The sequence below is a fragment of the Pseudomonas sp. YuFO8 genome (genome assembly GCF_035065025.1).
Taxonomy (GTDB): Bacteria; Pseudomonadota; Gammaproteobacteria; order Pseudomonadales; family Pseudomonadaceae; genus Aquipseudomonas; species Aquipseudomonas putida_AE.
Map to the genome: position 1 here is coordinate 49572 of NZ_JAXDEQ010000031.1, position 20993 is coordinate 70564.

Below are 20993 nucleotides of genomic sequence, written 5' to 3' on the forward strand. Positions count from 1 at the left end.
GAAGAAGCGCCCCAGGACTATGACTGGTCCCCTGCGGCCTTCTTGGTCACCCGGCGATATCGCGAATGGCGATCTCGCTCATGATGCGTTCCAGCACCTGGTCAATGGATAATTCCGTGGAATCCAGCTGTATGGCGTCAGCCGCCGGCTTGAGCGGGGCTACCGCTCGCTGGGTGTCACGCTCATCGCGTGCACGTATCTCATCTAGCAGACTCGACAGACTAACACCCTCGACTTTGCCCTTCAACTGCAAATATCGACGGCGTGCCCTTTCCTCGGCGCTGGCGGTCAGGAAAATCTTCAGCGGCGCATCTGGAAATACCACCGTGCCCATGTCACGACCATCGGCCACCAGGCCCGGCGCTTCCTGGAAAGCGCGCTGGCGCTGCAGCAGCGCCTCGCGCACCGCGGGCAATGCAGCCACCTGGGAGGCACCCGAACCGACGCTTTCGGTACGGATCACATCACTGACTTCGTCACCCTCCAGGATGATGCGCTGCAGCTGACCTTCGGTCGCCGCGATGAATTGCACATCCAGATGAGCGGCGAGTTTTTTCAGCAACTCTTCATTGGTCAGGTCGACGCCGTGGTTATGCGCAGCGAATGCCAGCAAACGGTACAGCGCACCGGAATCCAGCAGGTTCCAGCCCAGGCGCCTGGCCAGGATCCCGGCTATGGTGCCTTTGCCCGAGCCGCTTGGCCCATCGATGGTGATGACCGGTGCAATGCTCTTCACGACTGGGCCTCTTGCGCAACGCGGATACCGACCTGCGCGCACAGCGCGAGGAAGTTGGGGAACGAGGTCGCCACGTTGGCGCAGTCGTGGATGCGGATCGGCGCCATGGCGCGCAGCGAGGCAACGCTGAAGGCCATGGCAATCCGGTGGTCGCCGTGACCATGGACTTCACCACCACCGATCGAACCGCCATCGATGATGATGCCATCCGGGGTCGGTTCACACTTGACGCCCAGCGCCAGCAAGCCATCGGCCATGACCTGGATCCGGTCCGACTCCTTGACCCGCAGCTCTTCGGCGCCGCGCAGCACGGTGCGCCCTTCGGCGCAGGCCGCAGCGACGAACAGCACCGGGAATTCGTCGATCGCCAACGGAACCAGCGCCTCGGGAATCTCGATACCCTTGAGTTTAGCTGCTCGCACGCGCAGGTCCGCCACTGGCTCGCCGCCGACTTCACGCTGGTTTTCCAGGGTGATGTCAGCCCCCATCAGGCGCAGGATGTCGATCACGCCGGTGCGGGTCGGGTTGATGCCGACATGCTCCAGCACCAGCTCCGAACCCTCGGCGATCGACGCGGCCACCAGGAAGAACGCCGACGACGAGATGTCGCCCGGCACTTCAATGTGGGTCGCGGTCAGCTTGCCGCCGGACTCGACCGAAGCGGTAGCACCGTTGACGCTGACCGGGTAGCCGAAGCCGCGCAGCATGCGCTCGGTGTGGTCGCGAGTCGGTGCAGGCTCGGTGACGGTGGTCTTGCCTGCGGCGTACAGACCCGCCAGCAGCAGGCAGGATTTAACCTGGGCACTGGCCATTGGCATGGTGTAGGTCAGGCCCTTGAGCTTGTTACCACCGCGAATGGTCATCGGCGGACGGCCTTCAGCGGCAGTCTCGATCACGGCACCCATTTCACGCAGCGGGTTGGCCACGCGATTCATCGGGCGCTTGGACAGCGAAGCGTCGCCGGTCAGGGTGCTGTCGAAGTCCTGTGCCGCCAGCAGGCCGGACAACAGGCGCATCGAGGTACCGGAGTTGCCCAGGTAGATCGGACCCGGTGCTGGCTTGAGGCCATGCAGGCCGACACCGTGAATGGTCACACGACCATGGTGCGGGCCTTCGATGACCACGCCCATGTCGCGGAACGCCTGCAGGGTCGCCAGGGCGTCTTCGCCCTCGAGGAAGCCTTCGACTTCGGTCACGCCTTCGGCCAGGGAGCCCAGCATGATCGAACGGTGGGAAATCGACTTGTCACCTGGTACGCGAATCCGACCGGACAGGCGGCCACCAGGTTGAGCCAGGAAAATCAGATCGTTGGAATTCATAGCGTCCACATAGGCCCGACGGGCCAGGATTTTACTGAAATGCTCGCGGGCAACCCGGGCGCGAGTGAAAACGCCCAATAATTGGTGCCCATCCCCTGCATCGACCGCGTCGCGCAAGGCGTCGAGGTCGCTGCGAAATGTATCGAGTGTGCGCAGGACAGCTTCGCGGTTGGCGAGGAAGATGTCATGCCACATGACCGGGTCGCTTCCGGCGATTCTTGTGAAATCGCGGAAACCGCCCGCAGCGTAACGGAAGATCTCAAGGTTTTCATTGCGCTTGGCCAGCGAGTCGACCAGGCCGAATGCCAGCAAGTGCGGCAGATGACTGGTGGCCGCCAACACTTCGTCGTGGCGTTCGACCTGCATGTGCTCGACATCGGCGCCCAACTCGCGCCACAGACGATCGACCACGGCCAGGGCCTGCGGATCGGTCTGCTCCAGCGGTGTCAGGATCACTTTATGGCGACGGAACAGTTCGGCATTCGAGGCTTCCACCCCGCTCTGCTCGGAACCGGCGATCGGGTGGCCCGGCACGAAGCGCGCCGGCATGCCGCCGAAAGCCTCGCTCGCCGCACGCACGACATTGCCCTTGGCGCTGCCGACGTCAGTCAGGATCGCTTGCCCCAGATCCATGCCCGCCAGACGGCCGAGCATTTTTTCCATGGCAAGGATCGGCACGGCCAACTGGATCACGTCGGCGCCCTGGCAAGCAACCGCCAGGTCATCTTCGCAGCGATCCACCACACCCAGCTCAACCGCGAGTTTGCGCGACTGCGGGTCGAGATCGACCCCGACCACTTCGCGGCACAGGCCACTTTCGCGCAAACCCTTGGCAAACGAACCGCCGATCAACCCCAGACCGACCACCACCAGGCGTCCAATCATGGGTTCAGCAGATTGCAGTGCAGTGACATCAACCACGGGCCAGAACCTTGGCCAGCGCCTCGAGGAAGCGGCTGTTTTCCGCCGGCAGGCCAATGGTGATGCGCAAGTGGTTCGGCATGCCGTAGTTGGCCACCGGACGCACGATCACGCCTTCGCGCAGCAGCCCCTGGAACACCGGGGCCGCCACCTGACCGAGGTCAACGCAGATGAAGTTGCCTTTGGATGGAATCCAGCCCAGCCCCAGATCACGGAAACCCGCTTCCAGTTGCTGCATGCCCGACTCGTTCAGGCGACGGCTTTCAGCCAGGTATTCGGCGTCCTGAAGCGCAGCGCAGGCAGCGGCCAAGGCCAGGCTGTTGACGTTGAACGGCTGGCGCACGCGGTTCAGCACATCGGCGACCACGGCGGTGGACAAGCCATAGCCGACGCGCAACGCCGCCAGGCCGTAGGCCTTGGAGAATGTGCGCGACACCAGCAGGTTCGGGTAAGCCGCGAGGAAGTCCAGGCCGTCCGGCAGGTCGCTGCCTTCGGCGTATTCGATGTAGGCCTCGTCCAGCACCACCAGCACGTGCTCAGGCACGTCCTGGAGGAATTCGTCCAGCGCCTCGGTATCGAACCAGGTCCCGGTCGGGTTGTTCGGGTTGGCGATGAACACTACGCGGGTATTGGCGTCGATGGCCGCCAGCATCGCCGGCAGGTCATGACCCCAGTCCTTGGCCGGAATCACTTTGGCCTGGGCGCCGACGGCCTGGGTCACGATCGGGTAGACCGCAAACGCATGTTCGCTGAACACCGCGTTGAGGCCTGGCGCCAGGTAGGCGCGCGCCACCAACTCAAGGATGTCGTTGGAGCCATTGCCCAGCGTCACCTGGTTAAGTTCGACGCGGCACTGCTCGGCCAGCAGGGTCTTGAGCGAAAAACCGTTGCCGTCCGGATAACGGGTCAGCTCAGCCAACTCTTCACGGATGGCCGCCAGGGCCTTGGGACTGGCACCCAGCGGGTTTTCGTTGCTTGCCAGCTTGACGATGCTGGCCGGATCGAGATCCAGCTCACGCGCCAGTTCGTCCACGGGCTTGCCCGGAACGTATGGCGAAAGTTGTTGCACGCCCGGCTGTGCCAGAGCGAGGAAATTGCCACTCATTTGCTACCGCCCCTTAGAGAACTGCTTTCGGGTAGGAACCCAGCACTTTGAGTGCTACTGCTTCCTGGCTGATCTTTTCCAGCACACCTTTTACCAGCGGATCGCGGTGGTGGCCGACGAAATCGATGAAGAACACGTAGGTCCATTTACCGCTGCGCGACGGACGGGTCTCGATTCGCGTCAGGTCGATGCCGTTGTCGTGGAACGGCACCAGCAATTCGTGCAGCGCGCCCGGCTTGTTGCTCATCGAGACGATGATCGACGTCTTGTCGTCGCCGGTCGGCGGCACTTCCTGGTTACCGATCATGAGGAAGCGCGTGGAGTTGTCCGGGCGGTCCTCGATTTTCTCGGCCAGGCGAGTCAGCCCGTAGAGGCCGGCCGCCATGTCGCCGGCGATCGCCGCCGAGTTCCACTCGCCCTTGACCCGCTTGGCCGCTTCGGCGTTGCTGGACACCGCCACGCGCTCGACATTCGGGTAATGGGCGTCCAGCCACTTGCGGCACTGGGCCAGGGACTGGGCGTGGGAGTAGATGCGGCTGATGCTGTCGGTCTTGGTGTTTTCACCGACCAACAGGTGATGGTGAATCCGCAGCTCGACTTCGCCACAGATCACCATGTCGTGCTCGAGGAAGCTGTCGAGGGTGTGGTTGACCGCGCCTTCGGTGGAGTTTTCCACCGGGACCACGCCAAAGTTCACCGCACCGGCCGCCACTTCGCGGAACACTTCGTCGATGGCCGCCATCGGCTTGCTGATCACGGCGTGGCCGAAGTGTTTCATGGCCGCAGCCTGGGTGAAGGTGCCTTCAGGACCGAGGTACGCCACTTTCAGCGGCTGCTCGAGAGCCAGGCACGAGGACATGATTTCGCGGAACAGCCGCGCCATTTCTTCGTTGCCCAGCGGCCCCTGGTTGCGCTCCATGACACGCTTGAGCACTTGAGCTTCGCGCTCGGGACGATAGAACACCGGCACTTCGCCTTCGGCCAGCGAGGCCATCTTTACTCGCGCGACTTCCTGGGCGCAACGCGCACGCTCACTGATCAGCTCCAGGACTTTAGTGTCCAGAGCATCAATGCGAACGCGCAGTGCCTTGAGTTCTTGCTCAGACATTAGCCGTGTTCCTTCTCGAACTCTGCCATGTACGCCACCAGCGCGTTGACCGCGTTGATATCGACGGCGTTATAGATGGAGGCGCGCATGCCGCCCACGGAACGGTGGCCCTTGAGGTTCAGCAGGCCACGCTCGTCGGCACCGGCCAGGAACGGCTTGTCCAGACGGTCATCGGCCAGGCGGAACGGCACGTTCATCCACGAGCGGTCCGACTTGTTGATCGGGTTGCTGTAGAGGCCGCTGGCGTCGATGAAGTCGTACAGCGTGCGCTGCTTGACGTCATTGAGCTTGCCGATGGCTTCGACACCGCCCTGCTCCTTGAGCCACTCGAACACCAGGCCGGACAGGTACCAGGCCAGGGTCGGTGGGGTGTTGTACATCGAGCCATTGTCGGCCGCGACCTTGTAGTCGAGCATGGTCGGGCACTGGGAACGGGCGCGACCCAGCAGGTCTTCACGCACGATGTTGACCACGATGCCGCTCGGGCCGATGTTCTTCTGGGCGCCGGCGTAGATCATGCCGAAGCGCGAGACATCCACCGGACGCGAAAGGATGTCCGAGGACATGTCGGCCACCAGCGGAACATCACCGGTCTCGGGAATCCACTGGAATTCCAGGCCGCCGATGGTTTCGTTCGGTGCGTAGTGCACGTAGGCCGCGTCTTTCGACAGCTTCCATTCGTTCTGGCCAGGAATGGCGAAGTAGTCGTAGGGCTTGGCGGTGGCGGCAACATTGACGTGGCCGAAGCGCGACGCTTCTTCGATGGCTTTCTGCGACCAGATACCGGTGTCGATATAGTCCGCGGAGCCATTTTCCGGCAGCAGGTTCAGGGGAATCTGGGCAAATTGCTGGCTGGCGCCACCTTGCAGGAACAGCACTTTATAGTTCGAGGGGATATTCAGCAGATCACGCAGATCCTGCTCGGCCTTGGTGGCGATGGACACGAACTCATCGCTGCGATGGCTCATTTCCATGACCGACAGACCCTTGCCGTGCCAGTCGAGGAGTTCACCCTGGGCGCGCTGCAGGACAGCTTCGGGAAGCGCCGCAGGACCGGCACAGAAGTTATAGGCTCTCTTGCTCACATCCAATCTCGCTCTGATTTGGTGGTATCACTGTAGGAGCGAGCTTGCTCGCGAAAAACCTGAGAGCGCAAGGGTGCACCAGACGCTCTGCGTTATCGTTGACGACCATCGCGAGCAAGCTCGCTCCTACAGGGGATCTCATTATTTCAAAAGGGACAAACAACAAGGGGGCGAATTTTCATCCGCCCCCTGTTTACCCGCTTATTCCTGTGGTTCTTCGTCAGCGGCGGCGTCGAGTTGCTGGTCCTCGACGATTTCGTCGATCACGACATTGCCCTCGAACCCGGCACCTTCTTCACCTTCCAGCTCTTCACCCTCGACTTCCGACGGCTCCTGGACCCGCTCCAGACCGACCAGCGTTTCATCGCTGGCCAGCTTGATCAGGGTCACGCCCTGGGTGTTACGACCCAGGCTGGACACTTCGTCGACACGGGTACGTACCAGGGTACCCTGGTCGGAAATCAGCATGATCTCCTCGCCATCGAGCACCTGGACCGCACCGACCAGACGGCCGTTACGATCGTTGCTGACCATGGCGATCACGCCCTGGCCGCCACGCTTGTACTCAGGGAACTCGGTGATCGCAGTGCGCTTGCCGTAACCACGCGCCGAAGCGGTGAGGATCTGGCTGCCTTCTTCCGGGATCAGCATGGAAATCAGCTTCTGCCCTTCCGGCAGGCGCATGCCGCGTACACCGCGGGCGGTACGGCCCATGGCGCGAACGTCGGATTCCTTGAAGCGCGTCACCTTGCCGCCGTCGGAGAACAGCATGACTTCGCGTTCGCCATCGGTGATGGCCGCGGAGATCAGCACGTCGCCTTCGTCCAGCTCCAGCGCGATCAGGCCGACGCTGCGTTGACGGCTGAAGGATTCCAGCGGGGTCTTCTTCACGGTGCCGTTGGCGGTGGCCATGAAGATGAAGTGACCCTCGGTGTATTCCTCGACCGGCAGCATGGTGGTGATGTATTCACCATCATCCAGCGGCAGCAGGTTGACCAGCGGACGACCACGGGCGGCGCGGGACGCTTCAGGGATTTCGTAGGTTTTCAGCCAGTACACCTTGCCCTTGCTGGAGAATAGCAGCAGCGTGGTGTGGCTGTTGGCCACCAGCAGGTGAGCGATGTAGTCCTCATCCTTGACGCCGGTGGCCGACTTGCCTTTACCGCCACGACGCTGGGCCTGGTACGCAGCCAATGGCTGGGTCTTGGCGTAGCCACCGTGGGAAATGGTCACGACGCGATCTTCTTCCGGGATCATGTCGCCCAGGGTCAGGTCGAGACGGGCATCGAGGATCTCGGTGCGACGCACGTCGCCGTATTCGGCACGGATCACTTCCAGCTCTTCGCGGATCACTTCCATCAGGCGCGTGGCGCTGTTGAGGATGCGGATCAGCTCGCCGATCTGGTTGAGGATCTCTTGATACTCGGCCAGCAGTTTTTCGTGTTCCAGGCCGGTCAGGCGGTGCAGACGCAGTTCCAGGATGGCTTGCGCCTGCTCTGGCGACAGGAAGTACTTGCCGTCGCGCAGGCCGTATTGCGGGTCGAGGTTTTCCGGACGGCACGAATCGGCGCCGGCACGCTCCACCATCGCCACAACGGCGGAGGACTCCCAAGGGGTGCTGACCAGCGCTTCCTTGGCTTCCGACGGGGTTGGCGAGGCCTTGATCAGGGCGATGACCGGGTCGATGTTCGACAGGGCAACCGCTTGACCTTCCAGGATGTGACCACGTTCGCGCGCCTTGCGCAGTTCGAACACGGTACGGCGGGTGACGACTTCGCGACGGTGACGGACGAAGGCTTCCAGCAGGTCCTTGAGGTTCAGGATGCGTGGACGGCCGTCGATCAGCGCCACGATGTTGATGCCGAATACCGCTTGCAGCTGGGTCTGGGCGTAGAGGTTGTTGAGGATCACCTCAGGCACTTCGCCACGACGCAGTTCGATCACGACGCGCATGCCGTCCTTGTCGGACTCGTCGCGCAGTTCCGTGATGCCTTCGAGCTTCTTCTCTTTTACCAGCTCGGCGATCTTCTCGATCAGGCGAGCCTTGTTCAGCTGGTAAGGCAGTTCGGTGATGACGATCTGCTGGCGGCCACCGACCTTGTCGATGTCTTCGATCATCGAGCGGGCGCGCATGTAGATGCGGCCGCGACCGGTGCGGTAGGCTTCGATGATGCCGGCGCGACCGTTGATGATCGCGGCGGTCGGGAAGTCCGGACCCGGGATGTATTGCATCAGCTCGTCGACGGTCAGCTCGGGGTTGTCGATGAGCGCCAGGCAACCGTCGATGACTTCACCGAGGTTGTGCGGCGGAATGTTGGTCGCCATGCCCACGGCGATACCGCTGGAGCCGTTGACCAGCAGGTTGGGAATACGGGTCGGCATGACCGCCGGGATCATTTCGGTGCCGTCGTAGTTCGGCACCCAGTCCACGGTTTCCTTATGCAGGTCGGCCAGCAGCTCGTGCGCCAGCTTGGTCATGCGCACTTCGGTGTATCGCATGGCCGCGGCGTTGTCGCCGTCCACCGAACCGAAGTTGCCCTGGCCGTCTACCAGCAGGTAGCGCAGGGAGAATGGCTGCGCCATCCGAACGATGGTGTCGTACACCGCGGTATCACCGTGCGGGTGATACTTACCGATCACGTCACCGACAACACGGGCAGATTTCTTGTACGGCTTGTTGAAGTCGTTGCCCAGCTCGCTCATCGCGAACAGCACGCGCCGGTGCACGGGCTTCAAGCCATCGCGCGCATCCGGCAGTGCCCGCCCGACAATTACGCTCATCGCGTAGTCGAGATAGGACTGCTTCAGCTCGTCTTCGATATTGACCGGGAGGATTTCTTTGGCCAGTTCGCCCATGAGAAGCCTGATTCCTTTTTCTGGTGAAACTTCGTCACATCCATATGGGACGAACGAAGCTCGCCGCTGCAGGCTGAGTGCCGTGCACCGACTTACGACAAATCAACGAGTTATGCCATGGATCTGCGCAGTAAAGGTCGCCCCGCGGGACAACCTTGGAAACCGCCGGATGTTATCACAAGAGCCGCCACGCACCTATCCCCCTGATGCGCATGGAGCATAGTTAGTTGACCGATGACAGGCTTGAAGGGGATCAGAGAGGCTTAGAGCCGAGTTGAATGCTGAATTGGGGGGTTGATTCAGGCTGATTCACTGTCTTTCAGGGCCTCTTCGCGGGCAAGCCCGCTCCTACAGGGATCTGTGTCGATCACAAACCCTGTGGGAGCCAGCCTGCTGGCGATGGCGTCCTTTCAAACGCCACGGCAATCAATGGAGGCGCTTGCGGCACATCAACTGGGTCATTTTCGCCGTATCCGGTCGCTCGACGATGCCTTTTTCGGTGACGATCGCATCGATCAGGTCCGCCGGGGTTACGTCGAACACCGGGTTGAACGCATCGACATCGGCGCCGAGCCGCTGGCCACCTACCTCCAGCAGCTCGCGCCCATCGCGCTCCTCGAGCACGATGTCGTCGCCACTGGCCAGGTTCATGTCGATGGTCGAACTCGGCGCCACCACCATGAAGCGCACGCCGTGGTGCATGGCATTGACCGCCATCTGATAGGTGCCGATCTTGTTGGCCACGTCGCCATTGGCGGTGATTCGATCTGCGCCGACGACGACCCAGGTGACGCCCTTTATCTTCATGATATGCGCCGCGGCGGAGTCGGCATGCAGGGTCACCGGAATGCCTTCGTTGGCCAGCTCCCAGGCCGTCAGTCGGGAGCCTTGCAACCATGGACGGGTTTCGCTGGCATACACGCGCTCGACCATGCCCTCGATAAAGGCACCGCGAATGACCCCCAGCGCCGTGCCGAACCCACCGGTGGCCAGTGCGCCGGTGTTGCAATGGGTCATGATCGCCTGGGCGTTGCCCTGGTGCTTGCGGATCAGGTCGACGCCCAGTTGCGCCATGGTCAGGTTGGCTTCGCGGTCGCTTTCATGAATGGCCAGGGCCTCGGCTTCCAGCACGGACAGCGGATCTGCGTGTTTTTTCAGGCGATCCAGACGCTCGCGCATGCGCCCAAGGGCCCAGAACAGGTTGACCGCGGTCGGACGGGAATCGGCGAGCAGCGCAAAATCTTCCTCCAGCGCCGCCTGCCAGTGCCCGCCCTCGGCAAACCGGGCGCGCGCCGCCAGCACAACGCCATAGGCGGAACTGATGCCAATGGCCGGCGCGCCGCGCACTACCATCGAGCGAATGGCTTCGGCCACTGCCGCCGCGCTGGTGCAGGCGATCCAGGTTTCCTCGAACGGCAAAACTCGCTGATCCAGCAGGTACAAGGTGCCATCACGCCAATCGATGGCCTTCACTTTCTCAGCAGCCAACAGTCGATCGCGCATCAAACACCCCGCAGTCAGAAACAAAAGCCGCCGATTATAGCGATCCCCCGGCGAAGACGCTCGGGTATACTTCGCCATCCTTTACAAAAGCACTGGAACCGATCCTCGATGCCGAACACTGCCCCTGCGCTCGATCTGTTGTTGCTGCCGACCTGGCTGGTACCCGTCGAACCCGCTGGCGTCGTGCTCAAGGATCATGCCCTGGGCATCCGCGACGGGCGCATCGCCTTCATCGGTCCACGCAGCGCTGCGCTGCAGCTTAACGCAACCGAAGTGCGCGAATTGCCGGACATCCTGCTCAGCCCCGGCCTGATCAACGCCCACGGGCATGCGGCAATGACCCTGTTCCGTGGCCTGGCCGACGATCTGCCGCTGATGACCTGGCTGGAAAACCATATCTGGCCGGCCGAAGCCAAGTGGGTCGACGAGGATTTCGTCCGCGACGGCACGGACCTGGCCATCGCCGAGCAACTCAAGGGTGGCATCACCTGTTTCTCTGACATGTATTTCTTCCCGAAGGTTGCCAGCGAGCGCGTACATAACAGCGGCATCCGCGGACAAATCGCCATTCCGATCCTCGACTTCCCGATCCCGGGCGCCAGCACCGCGGACGAGGCGATCCGCCAGGGCGTCGAGCTGTTTGGCGACCTCAAGCATCACGAACGCATCAAAATCACCTTCGGCCCCCATGCACCCTACACCGTGGGCGATGAAAACCTGGAAAAAATCCGGGTGATCGCCGAAGAACTGGACGCGTCGATCCACATGCACGTGCATGAAACCGCCTTCGAAGTGCAGCAAGCGCTCGAACAGCGCGGTGAACGCCCGCTGGCCCGCCTGGCGCGCCTGGGCTTGCTGGGGCCGCGCTTCCAGGCGGTTCACATGACCCAGATCAGCGAGGAAGACCTGGCGTTGCTGGTAGAAAGCAACACCCATGTCATTCACTGCCCCGAGTCGAACCTGAAGCTGGCCAGCGGTTTCTGCCCGGTGGAGCGCTTGTGGCAGGCCGGGGTCAACGTCGCCATCGGCACCGACGGCGCCGCCAGCAACAATGACCTGGACCTGCTGGGCGAAACCCGCACCGCCGCCCTGCTGGCCAAGGCCGTCGCGGGCTCGGCCACGGCTCTCAGCGCCCACAGCGCCCTGCGCATGGCCACCCTCAACGGTGCCCGCGCACTGGGGATCGAAGCCGAGGTCGGCTCGCTGGAAGTCGGCAAGGCCGCCGACATCGTCGCCTTCGACCTCTCGAGCCTGGCCCAGCAGCCAGTCTACGACCCGGTTTCGCAGCTTATATATGCATCCGGCCGCGATTGCGTGAAACACCTTTGGGTCGCGGGCAAGCAACTGCTCGACGACCGCCGCCTGACACGGATGGACGAACAGCAACTCGTCGCCACCGCCAAGGCCTGGGGCCAGCGCATCAGCGGCCGCAAAGAATCGTAAGTCCCCCGGACTCAACCCCGGGGCTACAGGATTTTTCAAGTTTTAGAGGACTTAAACCATGAGCAACGTCGACTACGCCGAAATCGCCAAATTCGAAGCCCTGGCCCATCGCTGGTGGGACCGCGAGAGCGAATTCAAACCGCTGCACGACATCAACCCGCTGCGGGTCAACTGGATTGACGAACGCGTCAGCCTGGCCGGCAAGAAAGTCCTCGACGTCGGTTGCGGCGGCGGCATCCTCAGTGAAGCCATGGCCCAGCGCGGCGCGACCGTGACCGGCATCGACATGGGCGAAGCGCCACTGGCGGTCGCTCAACTGCATCAGCTGGAATCGGGCGTGAACGTCGAATACCGGCAGATCACCGCCGAAGCCCTGGCCGAGGAGATGCCGGAGCAGTTCGACGTGGTCACCTGCCTGGAAATGCTCGAGCACGTGCCGGACCCGTCCTCGGTGATCCGCGCCTGTTTCCGTATGGTCAAGCCGGGCGGCCAGGTGTTCTTCTCCACCATCAACCGCAACCCGAAGGCGTACCTGTTCGCCATCGTCGGCGCCGAATACATCATGAAGCTGTTGCCACGCGGCACCCACGACTTCAAGAAATTCATCCGCCCTTCCGAGCTCGGTGCCTGGAGCCGCATGGCCGGCCTGACCGTCAAGGACATCATCGGCCTGACCTACAACCCGTTGACCAAGCATTACAAACTGGCGTCCGACGTGGACGTCAACTACATGATCCAGACCCTGCGCGAGGAGTAAGCCGATGCGTATCAGAGCAGTTCTTTTCGACATGGACGGCACCCTGCTCGACACCGCGCCGGACTTCATTGCGATTTGCCAGGCGATGCGTGCCGACCGGGGTTTGCCACCGATCAACGACAAGCACATCCGCGACGAAATCTCCGGCGGTGCCAAGGCAATGGTCGCTGTGACCTTCGCCATGGACCCGGAGTCGCCGGGCTTCGAGGCATTGCGCCTGGAGTTCCTCGAGCGCTACCTGGTGGGTTGCGCGGTGCACAGCAAGCTGTTCGACGGCATGGGCGAACTGCTGGCCGACATCGAGAAGGCCAACCTGATCTGGGGCGTGGTCACCAACAAGCCGCTGCGTTTCGCCGAGCCGATCATGCAGCAGCTGGGGCTGGCCGAGCGCTCGGCGCTGCTGATCTGCCCGGATCACGTGAAAAACAGCAAGCCTGACCCGGAGCCGCTGATCCTCGCCTGCAAGATGCTCGACCTCGACCCGGCCAGCGTGCTGTTCGTGGGCGATGACCTGCGCGATATCGAATCGGGGCGCGATGCCGGCACGAAGACGGCCGCCGTGACGTTCGGTTATATCCACCCGGACGACAATCCGCGGCATTGGGGCGCGGATGTGGTGGTCGATCATCCGCTGGAGTTGCGCAAGGTGCTCGATAGCGCCCTCTGTGGCTGCTGAAGTTTTTTTGTAGGAGCTGGCTTGCCAGCGAAGAGGCCCCTGAAATTTGCATCGATCTTTTGGCCGCCTTCGCTGGCAAGCCAGCTCCTACAAGGGACCGCGTAACGGACGCTCGTATTCTGATTGGTTGAGGTTTTTATGTTTGATTATTCCGCCCGCCCCGATCTGCTCAAGGACCGGGTCATCCTGGTCACCGGCGCTGGCCGTGGCATTGGTGCCGCCGCCGCCAAAACCTATGCTGCCCATGGCGCCACCGTCCTGTTGCTGGGCAAGACCGAAGCCAACCTGACCCAGGTCTATGACGAGATTGAAGCCGCTGGCCATCCGCAACCGGCGGTGATCCCGTTCAACCTGGAAACCGCCCTGCCCCATCAGTACGATGAGCTGGCCGCGATGATCGAGGGCGAATTCGGCCGCCTCGACGGTTTGCTGCACAACGCGTCGATCATCGGTCCGCGCACCCCGATCGAACAGCTGTCCGGCGAAAACTTCATGCGCGTCATGCAGGTCAACGTCAACGCCATGTTCATGTTGACCAGCACCCTGCTGCCCCTGCTCAAGCTGTCCCAGGATGCCTCGGTGGTGTTCACTTCCAGCAGCGTCGGCCGCAAGGGTCGCGCGTATTGGGGTGCTTACGGCGTCTCGAAATTCGCCACCGAAGGCCTGATGCAAACCCTGGCCGACGAAGTCGACACCGTGGCGCCTGTGCGCTCCAACAGTATCAACCCGGGGGCCACCCGCACCAGCATGCGCGCCCAGGCGTATCCGGGTGAAAATCCGCTGAACAACCCAACCCCCGAGGAGATCATGCCGGTCTACCTCTACCTGATGGGCCCGGACAGCACCGGTATCAACGGCCAGGCATTCAACGCCCAGTAATACCGTACGTCGCATTTGTGCCGCGTCGGCTTCCCGACGCGGCACTCCAGCGACAGCGCCACTTCAGTCAAACAACCGTCGCACATTGTCCTTCGCCAACTTAACAAACATTCAAGTTGTTGATTCATAACGGTTTTTTATCAAAATCGGTAAATGGCACGACTTTCGCTCTGAATTTGTCCCGACTAGCTGCGAAAAAGCAGAGGGGGCGATGCCAAATCGCAGATTACTAATCTGCGATAAAGCAGATTAAGCTTGTACGAAATGTCCTACGGGACTGACGGACCAGTATGACGCGCAGCCTGAGACTGCTCGCCCCCAGCTTGTAAGACAGCCTTACTGCTCAAGGGCGCACGCCATATGAAACCACCTTCCCAGACCAACGCAATTGACTTCGACAGCGCCAAATTGCAACGCCTGGGTTTTGGTCAGCAGCCGCCGATTCTGGAGAGGCCCGTCAGCCTTGCGCAGTTGCGCCAGCAATTGAACCTGCAGCTGCAAACCAGCCTTGAGCCGCAACGCATACTCGGGCTGTTCTACCGCGAAATCCAACGACTGGTACCCCTTGATGCCTTGAGCTATCAGCACAAGAGCAGTGACTTGCGCCTGGAATTCGGCCTGCGGGGCCACCACTCGATCAGCTACAGCCTGAGCCACGAAGGCGAGCACCTGGGCGAACTGGTCTTTCGCCGCAACCAGCGTTTCAGCGAGCAGGAACAGGGCCATCTGGAATCCCTGCTGGCCGCCCTGCTGTTCCCGATGCGCAACGCCTTGCTATACCGTGCCGCCACCCAAAGTGCGTTGCGTGACCCGCTGACGGACACCGGCAATCGCATCGCCATGGACCAGACGCTGCAGCGGGAAATCGAGCTGGCACGACGGCATATGCAACCCTTGTCCTTGTTGATGCTGGACATCGATCACTTCAAGCAGATCAACGACACCCATGGGCACGGCGCTGGCGATGACGTGCTCAAGGCCGTGGCCGCCTCGATCAAGAATCAGTTGCGCAACGTCGACATGGTGTTTCGCTACGGCGGCGAAGAGTTCCTGATTTTGCTGTCCAACACCAGCCGGGAAGCGGCGGCCCTGGTCGGCGAACGCCTGCGATGCGCAGCGCAGACCGAGGATTATCCGGCCGATGGCTGCACGGTCGAGCTGACGGTCAGCCTCGGCTGCTCAACCCTGCTGCCGGGAGAATCCGCCGAGAGCCTGTTACGCAGGGCCGACAGTGCGCTGTACGTCGCCAAGCGTGAGGGGCGTAATCGCTTGACGATGGCGGGGTGACTCGAGGCGACCTTGTGTTGGTCTTGCGGGCGCCATCGCCGGCAGGCCAGCTCCCACAGTAGATCGGGTATAGCCGTGAGCGATGGGTCGCCTATGAGGTCGCCATCGCGACGACCTCCTACCTCTTCGGACCTACCGCACCGCGCCACGCAACTCACCCACCATGGCCTGCAGCCTCGCCGGCTGCGCCGCCTCAACGGCCACCTCCGGCCCTGCCACCAACGTCACCCGCGACCACAACCGGCGGAACAGGCCCTTGCCCGGATCGCGGCTGAAGAAGCTCCCCCACAAGCCCTGCAATGCCAGGGGAATGACCGGCACCGGGGTTTCTTCGAGAATGCGCGTAAGCCCGCCCTTGAACTCGTCGATCTCGCCATCGGCGGTCAATTTGCCCTCGGGAAAGATGCACACCAACTCGCCGTTCTTCAGATATTGCGCAATGCGCGTGAAGGCCTTTTCGTAGATCTGGATGTCTTCCTGACGGCCCGCGATGGGAATGGTCCCCGCGGTGCGGAAGATGAAATTCAGTACCGGCAGGTTATAGATCTTGTAGTACATCACGAAGCGGATCGGCCGGCGTACCGCACCGCCAATCAGCAAGGCATCGACGAACGACACGTGATTGCACACCAGCAACGCCGCCCCCTCATCGGGAATCAGGTCCAGGTTGCGATGCTCCACGCGGTACATGGAATGGCTGAGCAGCCAGATCATGAAACGCATGGTGAACTCGGGCACGATCCTGAAGATGTAGGCGTTGACCCCGATATTGAGCAACGACACCACCAGGAACAACTGCGGGATCGACAGCTTGACCATGCTCAGCAGGATGATCGAGACAATCGCCGACACCACCATGAACAGCGCGTTGAGAATGTTGTTGGCGGCGATCACCCGAGCCCGTTCGTGCTCGGCAGTACGCGACTGGATCAGGGCATACAGCGGTACGATGTAGAAACCGCCGAAAACCCCGAGGCCGAGGATGTCGAGCAACACCAGCCAGGTGTGGCCGAAACCGAGGATCTCGATCCAGCCATGGCCCAGGGCACTGTCGGGAATCCCGCCGGAATGCCACCACAGCAACAGGCCAAACACGGTCAGCCCAAATGAGCCGAACGGCACCAGGCCGATTTCGACTTTGCGCCCGGAAAGCTTTTCACAAAGCATCGACCCCAAGGCGATACCGACCGAGAACACCGTGAGGATCAAGGTCACCACGGTTTCGTCGCCGTGCATCCACTCCTTGGCATAGGCCGGGATCTGCGTCAGGTAGATCGCCCCGACAAACCAGAACCATGAGTTGCCGACAATCGACCGCGACACCGCCGGGGTCTGTCCCAGGCCCAGTTTCAGCGTGGCCCAGGACTGGCTGAAGATGTTCCAGTTCAGCCGCATGTTCGGCGTGGCCGCTGCCGCCCGGGGAATACCGCGGCTGGCCAGGTAGCCGAGGACAGCGATGGCGATGATCGCGGTGGACACGATTGGCGCGTAGTGACTGGACGACATCATGATGCCGGCGCCGATGGTCCCGGCCAGGATCGCCAGGAAGGTGCCCATTTCCACCAGGCCGTTGCCCCCAACCAGTTCGTCTTCATGCAGGGCCTGGGGCAGGATCGAATACTTCACCGGCCCGAACAGCGCCGAGTGCGTGCCCATGGCGAACAGCGCCACCAGCATCAACGACAGGTGGTCGAACAGGAAGCCCACCGCGCCCACCGCCATGATGACGATTTCCCCGAGCTTGATCAGGCGGATCAGCGCGTCCTTGGCGAACTTCTCGCCGAACTGCCCGGCCAGCGCCGAGAACAGGAAAAACGGCAGGATGAACAGCAGCGCACACAGATTGACCCAGATCGAACGGTCACCTTCGATCGACAGCTTGTACAGGATGGCGAGGATCAAGGACTGCTTGAAGATGTTGTCGTTGAACGCCCCGAGGGACTGGGTCACGAAGAACGGCAGGAAACGCCGGGTGCGCAGCAAGGTGAACTGTGAAGGGTGACTCATCTTCCATGTGTCCCTGAAGCTTAAGAGTGGGTAGCGAGTGGCGTGGATACAGTGATTGGAATGTCGCACGTCGATCCAGGCCACACATTACCTAATCTTTGCCGGTTATTTCTTCAATCCTGCAATGCACGGCGAGACAAACAGCTCGCCGCGCCAGGCACCTTGCACCGTACGCTTGGCGACGATCAGCCACATCACGATCAGCATGCTCACCAGCACACACCCGAAAACACTGAAAAACGTCAGGTGCAGCGTGCTGGCCAGTTTCAACGTTGCCAGAGAATAGACGCCCAACGGAAAGGTGAAACCCCACCAGCCAAGATTGAAAGGGATACCCGCGCGCAGATATCGCAGGGTGATCAGCACGGCCATCAGCATCCACCACAGGCCAAAGCCCCACAGCGTGATCCCGGCGACCAGGCCCAGCCCCGCCGCAATTTCACCGACGCCCGACAGACCGTTGGCGGCGAAGATTGCCGGCGCATCGGCGCCCAACAGCAACATGCCCAAGGCACCGGTGCCAATCGGCCCGAGCGCCAGCCAGCTCGAAGCGGCCATGTTTTCGTGGGGCAGTTTATGCAGCGCCATGCGCAGCAGCAGAATCGTCAGGATGCTGAACGCCACCGGCAGGGAAAATGCCCAGAGCACGTAGCTGGTCACCAGCATCACCAGTTGCGAATGGGCATCGACCAGATGCGGCGCCAACAGGCCACCGCTGGCCGCCGCCACTTCCGCCGCGACCACCGGCAACAGCCAAACGGCTGTCATCTGGTCAATGCTGTGCTCCTGGCGGGTGAACATCAGGTAGGGAATCAGTACGCCGCACGCCAGCGACATCGCCACATCCAGCCACCACAACGTCTCGGCCAGGGCAATCACGCCGTCGCCCCAGCGCGGCAAGCCGAACACCAGGAAGCCGTTGATGATGGTCGCCAAGCCCATGGGGATGGTGCCGAAAAACATCGAAACCGTGGAGTGGCCAAAAATCCGCCGCGCCTCATCGAAAAACAGCGCCCAGCGCGCCGCGTACAGCAGGGTAAACAACAGGAACAAAAAAATATTGAACAGCCAAAGCCCTTCGGCAATGACGTGCAGAACGGGATTGGCAACGGGCAATTGCGCCAGCGCCAAGGCCAGCACGCCGGTGCCCATGGTGGCGGCGAACCAGTTAGGGGTGAACTGGCGAATGACCTCGCGCGGGTGCTGCAAATGACTAAACGGCTTGATACCGGGCTTGATGGTGTTGGGGCATGTCATGGCGAACTCCTCTCCTCGGGTGAGGTGGAGCCCATCATAGATCCGGATAGAATATCGATATAACGGGTAATATCTCTAACTGTTATCTATTTTGCAGATAAACAATCATTCCCCGTACGCTGACGCCACGCCATCAACATCGCGCCGACGGACAAGACGATCAGCCCCGCACCATAACCATCGGCAGTCGCCACCAGGCCGAACGTATGCGTCAGGTTCCCGGCCAGGAACGACGGCAGGCAGAACGCCAGGTAACTGAGCACATAAAACGCCGACATCAATCCGGCCCGTTCATGGGGCAAGGCCAGCGGCACCAGGCTGCGCACGGCACCTAGAAATCCCGCACCGAAGCCGCAGCCGGCGACGAGTGTGCCAAGGAAAAACAGGGGCAGACTCGCGCTGTGCACGCCCAGCAGGATCAGCACGATACCTGTCGGCAGCAGAACTGTGCCCAGTTGCAGCGCCTTGCTGGCGGGTTGATTGCGCAGGGTGAAAATCATCGCAGCACCGGTCAAGGTCAAGGCTGCCACCGTTGCTCCGCCAATCAGGTTCGAGGTCGAACCCGTGGCTGTACGCACCAGCGACGGCGCCAGCGATGCGTAAAAACCGCCGAGCGCCCAGGTCGCCACATTGAGCGGCAAGACCCGCCACAGGGTGGCGCGCGCTTGCACGGGGACATGCAGTGTCGGGCGCAACGATGCCCATGCCCCGGCCTGGGGCGATACGCTCTCTGGCAAACGCCAGACATACACGGCCTGCAACACAAACAGGGCCAGCAACAGCCAGTAGGTCAACTGCAGGGGCGCGGGCGCAAACTCCGCCAGCAGGCCGCAACCCATGCCGCCCATGGCCATGCCGAGCAACGGCGCAACACTGTTGATCAGCGGACCCTGCTGGCGATCGACGTCGAGCAAGGTGGCACTGAGCACGGCGGTCGCCATGCCGGTGGCGAAACCTTGCAGCACCCGGGCACCGATCAGCCAGGCGACGCTATCGGCGTAAATGAACAACAGCATCGCCACGCTGTTGAGCACGACAGCCGTGAAAATCACCGGCTTGCGCCCCAGGTAATCCGAGAGCGAACCCACCGTCAGCAGCGCGGCCAGCAGGCTGAGGGCATACACGCCGAAAATCAGGGTAAGCATGGCGGCAGAAAACTGCAGCTGCTCCTGATACAAGTGATACAAGGGCGTTGGCGCCGTGGAGGCAGCCAGGAAACCGAGCAGGGTGATTGCCAGGAACCACAGGCTTGCACGGTTTGAATGAGAACTGGACATGGGCACACTCCGCAAAAGCTAATTTTTTGCTTTTGCGGAGTGTGCTACCGAGTGCCGTTTAAAGCAAATTCTTTGTGTTAAGGTCCGCTGCATGGCCCTACAGGGCCCGCGAAACAGGAAACATGCGATGACAGCACCCACTTTACGCCCCGGCGGCCGCAGCGCCCGGGTTCAGGAGTCGATTCATACCGCCGTGCGCGAACTGCTCGAAGAGCAGGATCGCGCCAGCGTCACCGTGCCGCAAATTGCCGCGCGCGCGGGCGTCACGCCTTCGACCATCTATCGGCGCTGGGGCGATTTGTCGGCGCTGCTGGCGGACGTCGCCCTGGCCCGTATGCAGCCGGAAACCGAGTCGGCCAACACCGGCAGCCTGGCGGGCGATGTGCGAGCCTGGGCGGATCAGTACCTGGACGAGATGAGTTCCGCGCCTGGTCGCAACATGCTGCGCGATGTGCAAGCGAGCCTGAAGCCGAGCTATTGCGCGACCATCATTGGCGGGCAATTACAGGTGATTCTGGATCGCTATCCGGATCAGCCGAAGCCCGGTGTCGATCGGTTGATCAACATGGTGGCGGCCCCCATTGTGTTTCGCATCCTGTTTTCCGAGGCGGCGCTGGAGAGTGAGGAGCTGCATCGGTTGATCGACATAGCGTTGGGTCAATAAAGCCGCCTTCGCGAGCAAGCTCGCTCCTACAAGGGATCGCGGCCCCCTGTAGGAGCGAGCTTGAACTGGTCAAGTAATCCCGGACACCGATTACGGTGTTTATGCCGCTTTTT

General features: G+C 61.8%; 16 protein-coding genes and 1 pseudogene. 6 read left to right on the top strand and 11 right to left on the bottom strand.

The genetic code is table 11. The features are described 5' to 3' along the window. Positions 1–46: 46 nt before the first annotated feature. The 8 genes and pseudogenes from cmk to mtnA form a co-directional block, all read right to left on the bottom strand. Entirely contained in the window at positions 47–736 is a 690-nt protein-coding gene (gene cmk / locus SOP95_RS23270; protein WP_046819430.1) for a (d)CMP kinase, read from the bottom strand. Beyond that, the gene (locus SOP95_RS23275) at positions 733–2940 is read right to left on the bottom strand and encodes a bifunctional prephenate dehydrogenase/3-phosphoshikimate 1-carboxyvinyltransferase (RefSeq protein ID WP_323608472.1); all 2208 of its coding nucleotides are present in this window, start codon (positions 2938–2940) and stop codon (positions 733–735) included. The genes cmk and SOP95_RS23275 overlap by 4 nt, the downstream gene beginning before the upstream one ends. A 28-nt stretch (positions 2941–2968) precedes the next feature. After that, the gene (hisC, locus tag SOP95_RS23280; RefSeq protein WP_323608462.1) at positions 2969–4081 is read right to left on the bottom strand and encodes a histidinol-phosphate transaminase; all 1113 of its coding nucleotides are present in this window, start codon (positions 4079–4081) and stop codon (positions 2969–2971) included. Positions 4082–4094: 13 nt separating this feature from the next. Then, the gene (pheA, locus tag SOP95_RS23285) at positions 4095–5189 is read right to left on the bottom strand and encodes a prephenate dehydratase (RefSeq protein ID WP_027620100.1); all 1095 of its coding nucleotides are present in this window, start codon (positions 5187–5189) and stop codon (positions 4095–4097) included. Then, complete coding sequence (gene serC / locus SOP95_RS23290; protein ID WP_274074943.1) at positions 5189–6274, bottom strand: 3-phosphoserine/phosphohydroxythreonine transaminase; 1086 nt, start codon at positions 6272–6274, stop codon at positions 5189–5191. The genes pheA and serC overlap by 1 nt, the downstream gene beginning before the upstream one ends. Positions 6275–6302: 28 nt before the next feature. Then, positions 6303–6416 (bottom strand): annotated as a pseudogene (locus SOP95_RS23295) (outer membrane lipoprotein carrier protein LolA); the annotation flags it as partial. A 59-nt stretch (positions 6417–6475) separates the two neighbouring features. Then, a complete protein-coding gene (gyrA, locus tag SOP95_RS23300; protein ID WP_323608463.1) occupies positions 6476–9130 on the bottom strand; it encodes a DNA gyrase subunit A in 2655 nt (884 codons plus the stop codon). Between the two features lie 426 nt (positions 9131–9556). Then, positions 9557–10633: an S-methyl-5-thioribose-1-phosphate isomerase gene (gene mtnA / locus SOP95_RS23305; RefSeq protein ID WP_274074941.1), complete on the bottom strand. Its 1077-nt coding sequence runs from the start codon at positions 10631–10633 to the stop codon at positions 9557–9559. 108 nt (positions 10634–10741) lie between these two features. On the opposite strand from mtnA, the gene SOP95_RS23310 reads away from it, so the two are divergent. The 5 genes from SOP95_RS23310 (at position 10742) to SOP95_RS23330 (ending at position 15675) form a co-directional block, all read left to right on the top strand. Next, positions 10742–12076 carry a TRZ/ATZ family hydrolase gene (locus SOP95_RS23310; protein WP_323608464.1) on the top strand — a complete coding sequence of 445 codons (1335 nt, stop codon included), beginning with the start codon at positions 10742–10744 and terminating at the stop codon, positions 12074–12076. Between the two features lie 58 nt (positions 12077–12134). Next, positions 12135–12833: a bifunctional 2-polyprenyl-6-hydroxyphenol methylase/3-demethylubiquinol 3-O-methyltransferase UbiG gene (gene ubiG, locus SOP95_RS23315; RefSeq protein WP_274074939.1), complete on the top strand. Its 699-nt coding sequence runs from the start codon at positions 12135–12137 to the stop codon at positions 12831–12833. Positions 12834–12837: 4 nt separating this feature from the next. Next, the gene (gene mupP / locus SOP95_RS23320) at positions 12838–13509 is read left to right on the top strand and encodes an N-acetylmuramic acid 6-phosphate phosphatase MupP (RefSeq protein WP_323608465.1); all 672 of its coding nucleotides are present in this window, start codon (positions 12838–12840) and stop codon (positions 13507–13509) included. A gap of 138 nt (positions 13510–13647) precedes the next feature. Further along, positions 13648–14388, top strand: a complete 741-nt coding sequence (locus tag SOP95_RS23325) for a YciK family oxidoreductase (protein ID WP_323608466.1) — start codon at positions 13648–13650, stop codon at positions 14386–14388. A gap of 360 nt (positions 14389–14748) precedes the next feature. Then, entirely contained in the window at positions 14749–15675 is a 927-nt protein-coding gene (locus SOP95_RS23330) for a GGDEF domain-containing protein (RefSeq protein ID WP_274074936.1), read from the top strand. Between the two features lie 132 nt (positions 15676–15807). Here SOP95_RS23330 and SOP95_RS23335 read toward each other — a convergent pair whose 3' ends face one another. The 3 genes from SOP95_RS23335 to SOP95_RS23345 all read right to left on the bottom strand — a co-directional run bounded on the left by SOP95_RS23335 (position 15808) and on the right by SOP95_RS23345 (position 20216). Continuing rightward, positions 15808–17682 carry an MFS transporter gene (locus SOP95_RS23335; protein ID WP_323608467.1) on the bottom strand — a complete coding sequence of 625 codons (1875 nt, stop codon included), beginning with the start codon at positions 17680–17682 and terminating at the stop codon, positions 15808–15810. Between the two features lie 105 nt (positions 17683–17787). Beyond that, the gene (locus SOP95_RS23340) at positions 17788–18939 is read right to left on the bottom strand and encodes a TDT family transporter (protein ID WP_323608468.1); all 1152 of its coding nucleotides are present in this window, start codon (positions 18937–18939) and stop codon (positions 17788–17790) included. A gap of 86 nt (positions 18940–19025) precedes the next feature. After that, positions 19026–20216: an MFS transporter gene (locus SOP95_RS23345; RefSeq protein WP_323608469.1), complete on the bottom strand. Its 1191-nt coding sequence runs from the start codon at positions 20214–20216 to the stop codon at positions 19026–19028. 127 nt (positions 20217–20343) lie between these two features. Here SOP95_RS23345 and SOP95_RS23350 point away from each other — a divergent pair, with 127 nt between their 5' ends. Continuing rightward, positions 20344–20880 (top strand): TetR/AcrR family transcriptional regulator, encoded by a 537-nt coding sequence (locus SOP95_RS23350; protein ID WP_323608470.1) that lies wholly within the window; start codon positions 20344–20346, stop codon positions 20878–20880. The last annotated feature ends 113 nt before the right edge of the window (positions 20881–20993 follow it).

What these genes read in the sequence shown, in the direction of transcription:
- SOP95_RS23275 (WP_323608472.1), bottom strand. Translation starts at nt 2,940, where the DNA reads ATGATTGGACGCCTGGTGGTGGTCGGTCTGGGGTTGATCGGCGGTTCG.
- hisC (WP_323608462.1), bottom strand. Translation starts at nt 4,081, where the DNA reads ATGAGTGGCAATTTCCTCGCTCTGGCACAGCCGGGCGTGCAACAACTT.
- pheA (WP_027620100.1), bottom strand. Translation starts at nt 5,189, where the DNA reads ATGTCTGAGCAAGAACTCAAGGCACTGCGCGTTCGCATTGATGCTCTG.
- gyrA (WP_323608463.1), bottom strand. Translation starts at nt 9,130, where the DNA reads ATGGGCGAACTGGCCAAAGAAATCCTCCCGGTCAATATCGAAGACGAG.
- mtnA (WP_274074941.1), bottom strand. Translation starts at nt 10,633, where the DNA reads ATGCGCGATCGACTGTTGGCTGCTGAGAAAGTGAAGGCCATCGATTGG.
- SOP95_RS23310 (WP_323608464.1), top strand. Translation starts at nt 10,742, where the DNA reads ATGCCGAACACTGCCCCTGCGCTCGATCTGTTGTTGCTGCCGACCTGG.
- ubiG (WP_274074939.1), top strand. Translation starts at nt 12,135, where the DNA reads ATGAGCAACGTCGACTACGCCGAAATCGCCAAATTCGAAGCCCTGGCC.
- mupP (WP_323608465.1), top strand. Translation starts at nt 12,838, where the DNA reads ATGCGTATCAGAGCAGTTCTTTTCGACATGGACGGCACCCTGCTCGAC.
- SOP95_RS23325 (WP_323608466.1), top strand. Translation starts at nt 13,648, where the DNA reads ATGTTTGATTATTCCGCCCGCCCCGATCTGCTCAAGGACCGGGTCATC.
- SOP95_RS23330 (WP_274074936.1), top strand. Translation starts at nt 14,749, where the DNA reads ATGAAACCACCTTCCCAGACCAACGCAATTGACTTCGACAGCGCCAAA.
- SOP95_RS23335 (WP_323608467.1), bottom strand. Translation starts at nt 17,682, where the DNA reads ATGAGTCACCCTTCACAGTTCACCTTGCTGCGCACCCGGCGTTTCCTG.
- SOP95_RS23340 (WP_323608468.1), bottom strand. Translation starts at nt 18,939, where the DNA reads ATGACATGCCCCAACACCATCAAGCCCGGTATCAAGCCGTTTAGTCAT.
- SOP95_RS23345 (WP_323608469.1), bottom strand. Translation starts at nt 20,216, where the DNA reads ATGTCCAGTTCTCATTCAAACCGTGCAAGCCTGTGGTTCCTGGCAATC.
- SOP95_RS23350 (WP_323608470.1), top strand. Translation starts at nt 20,344, where the DNA reads ATGACAGCACCCACTTTACGCCCCGGCGGCCGCAGCGCCCGGGTTCAG.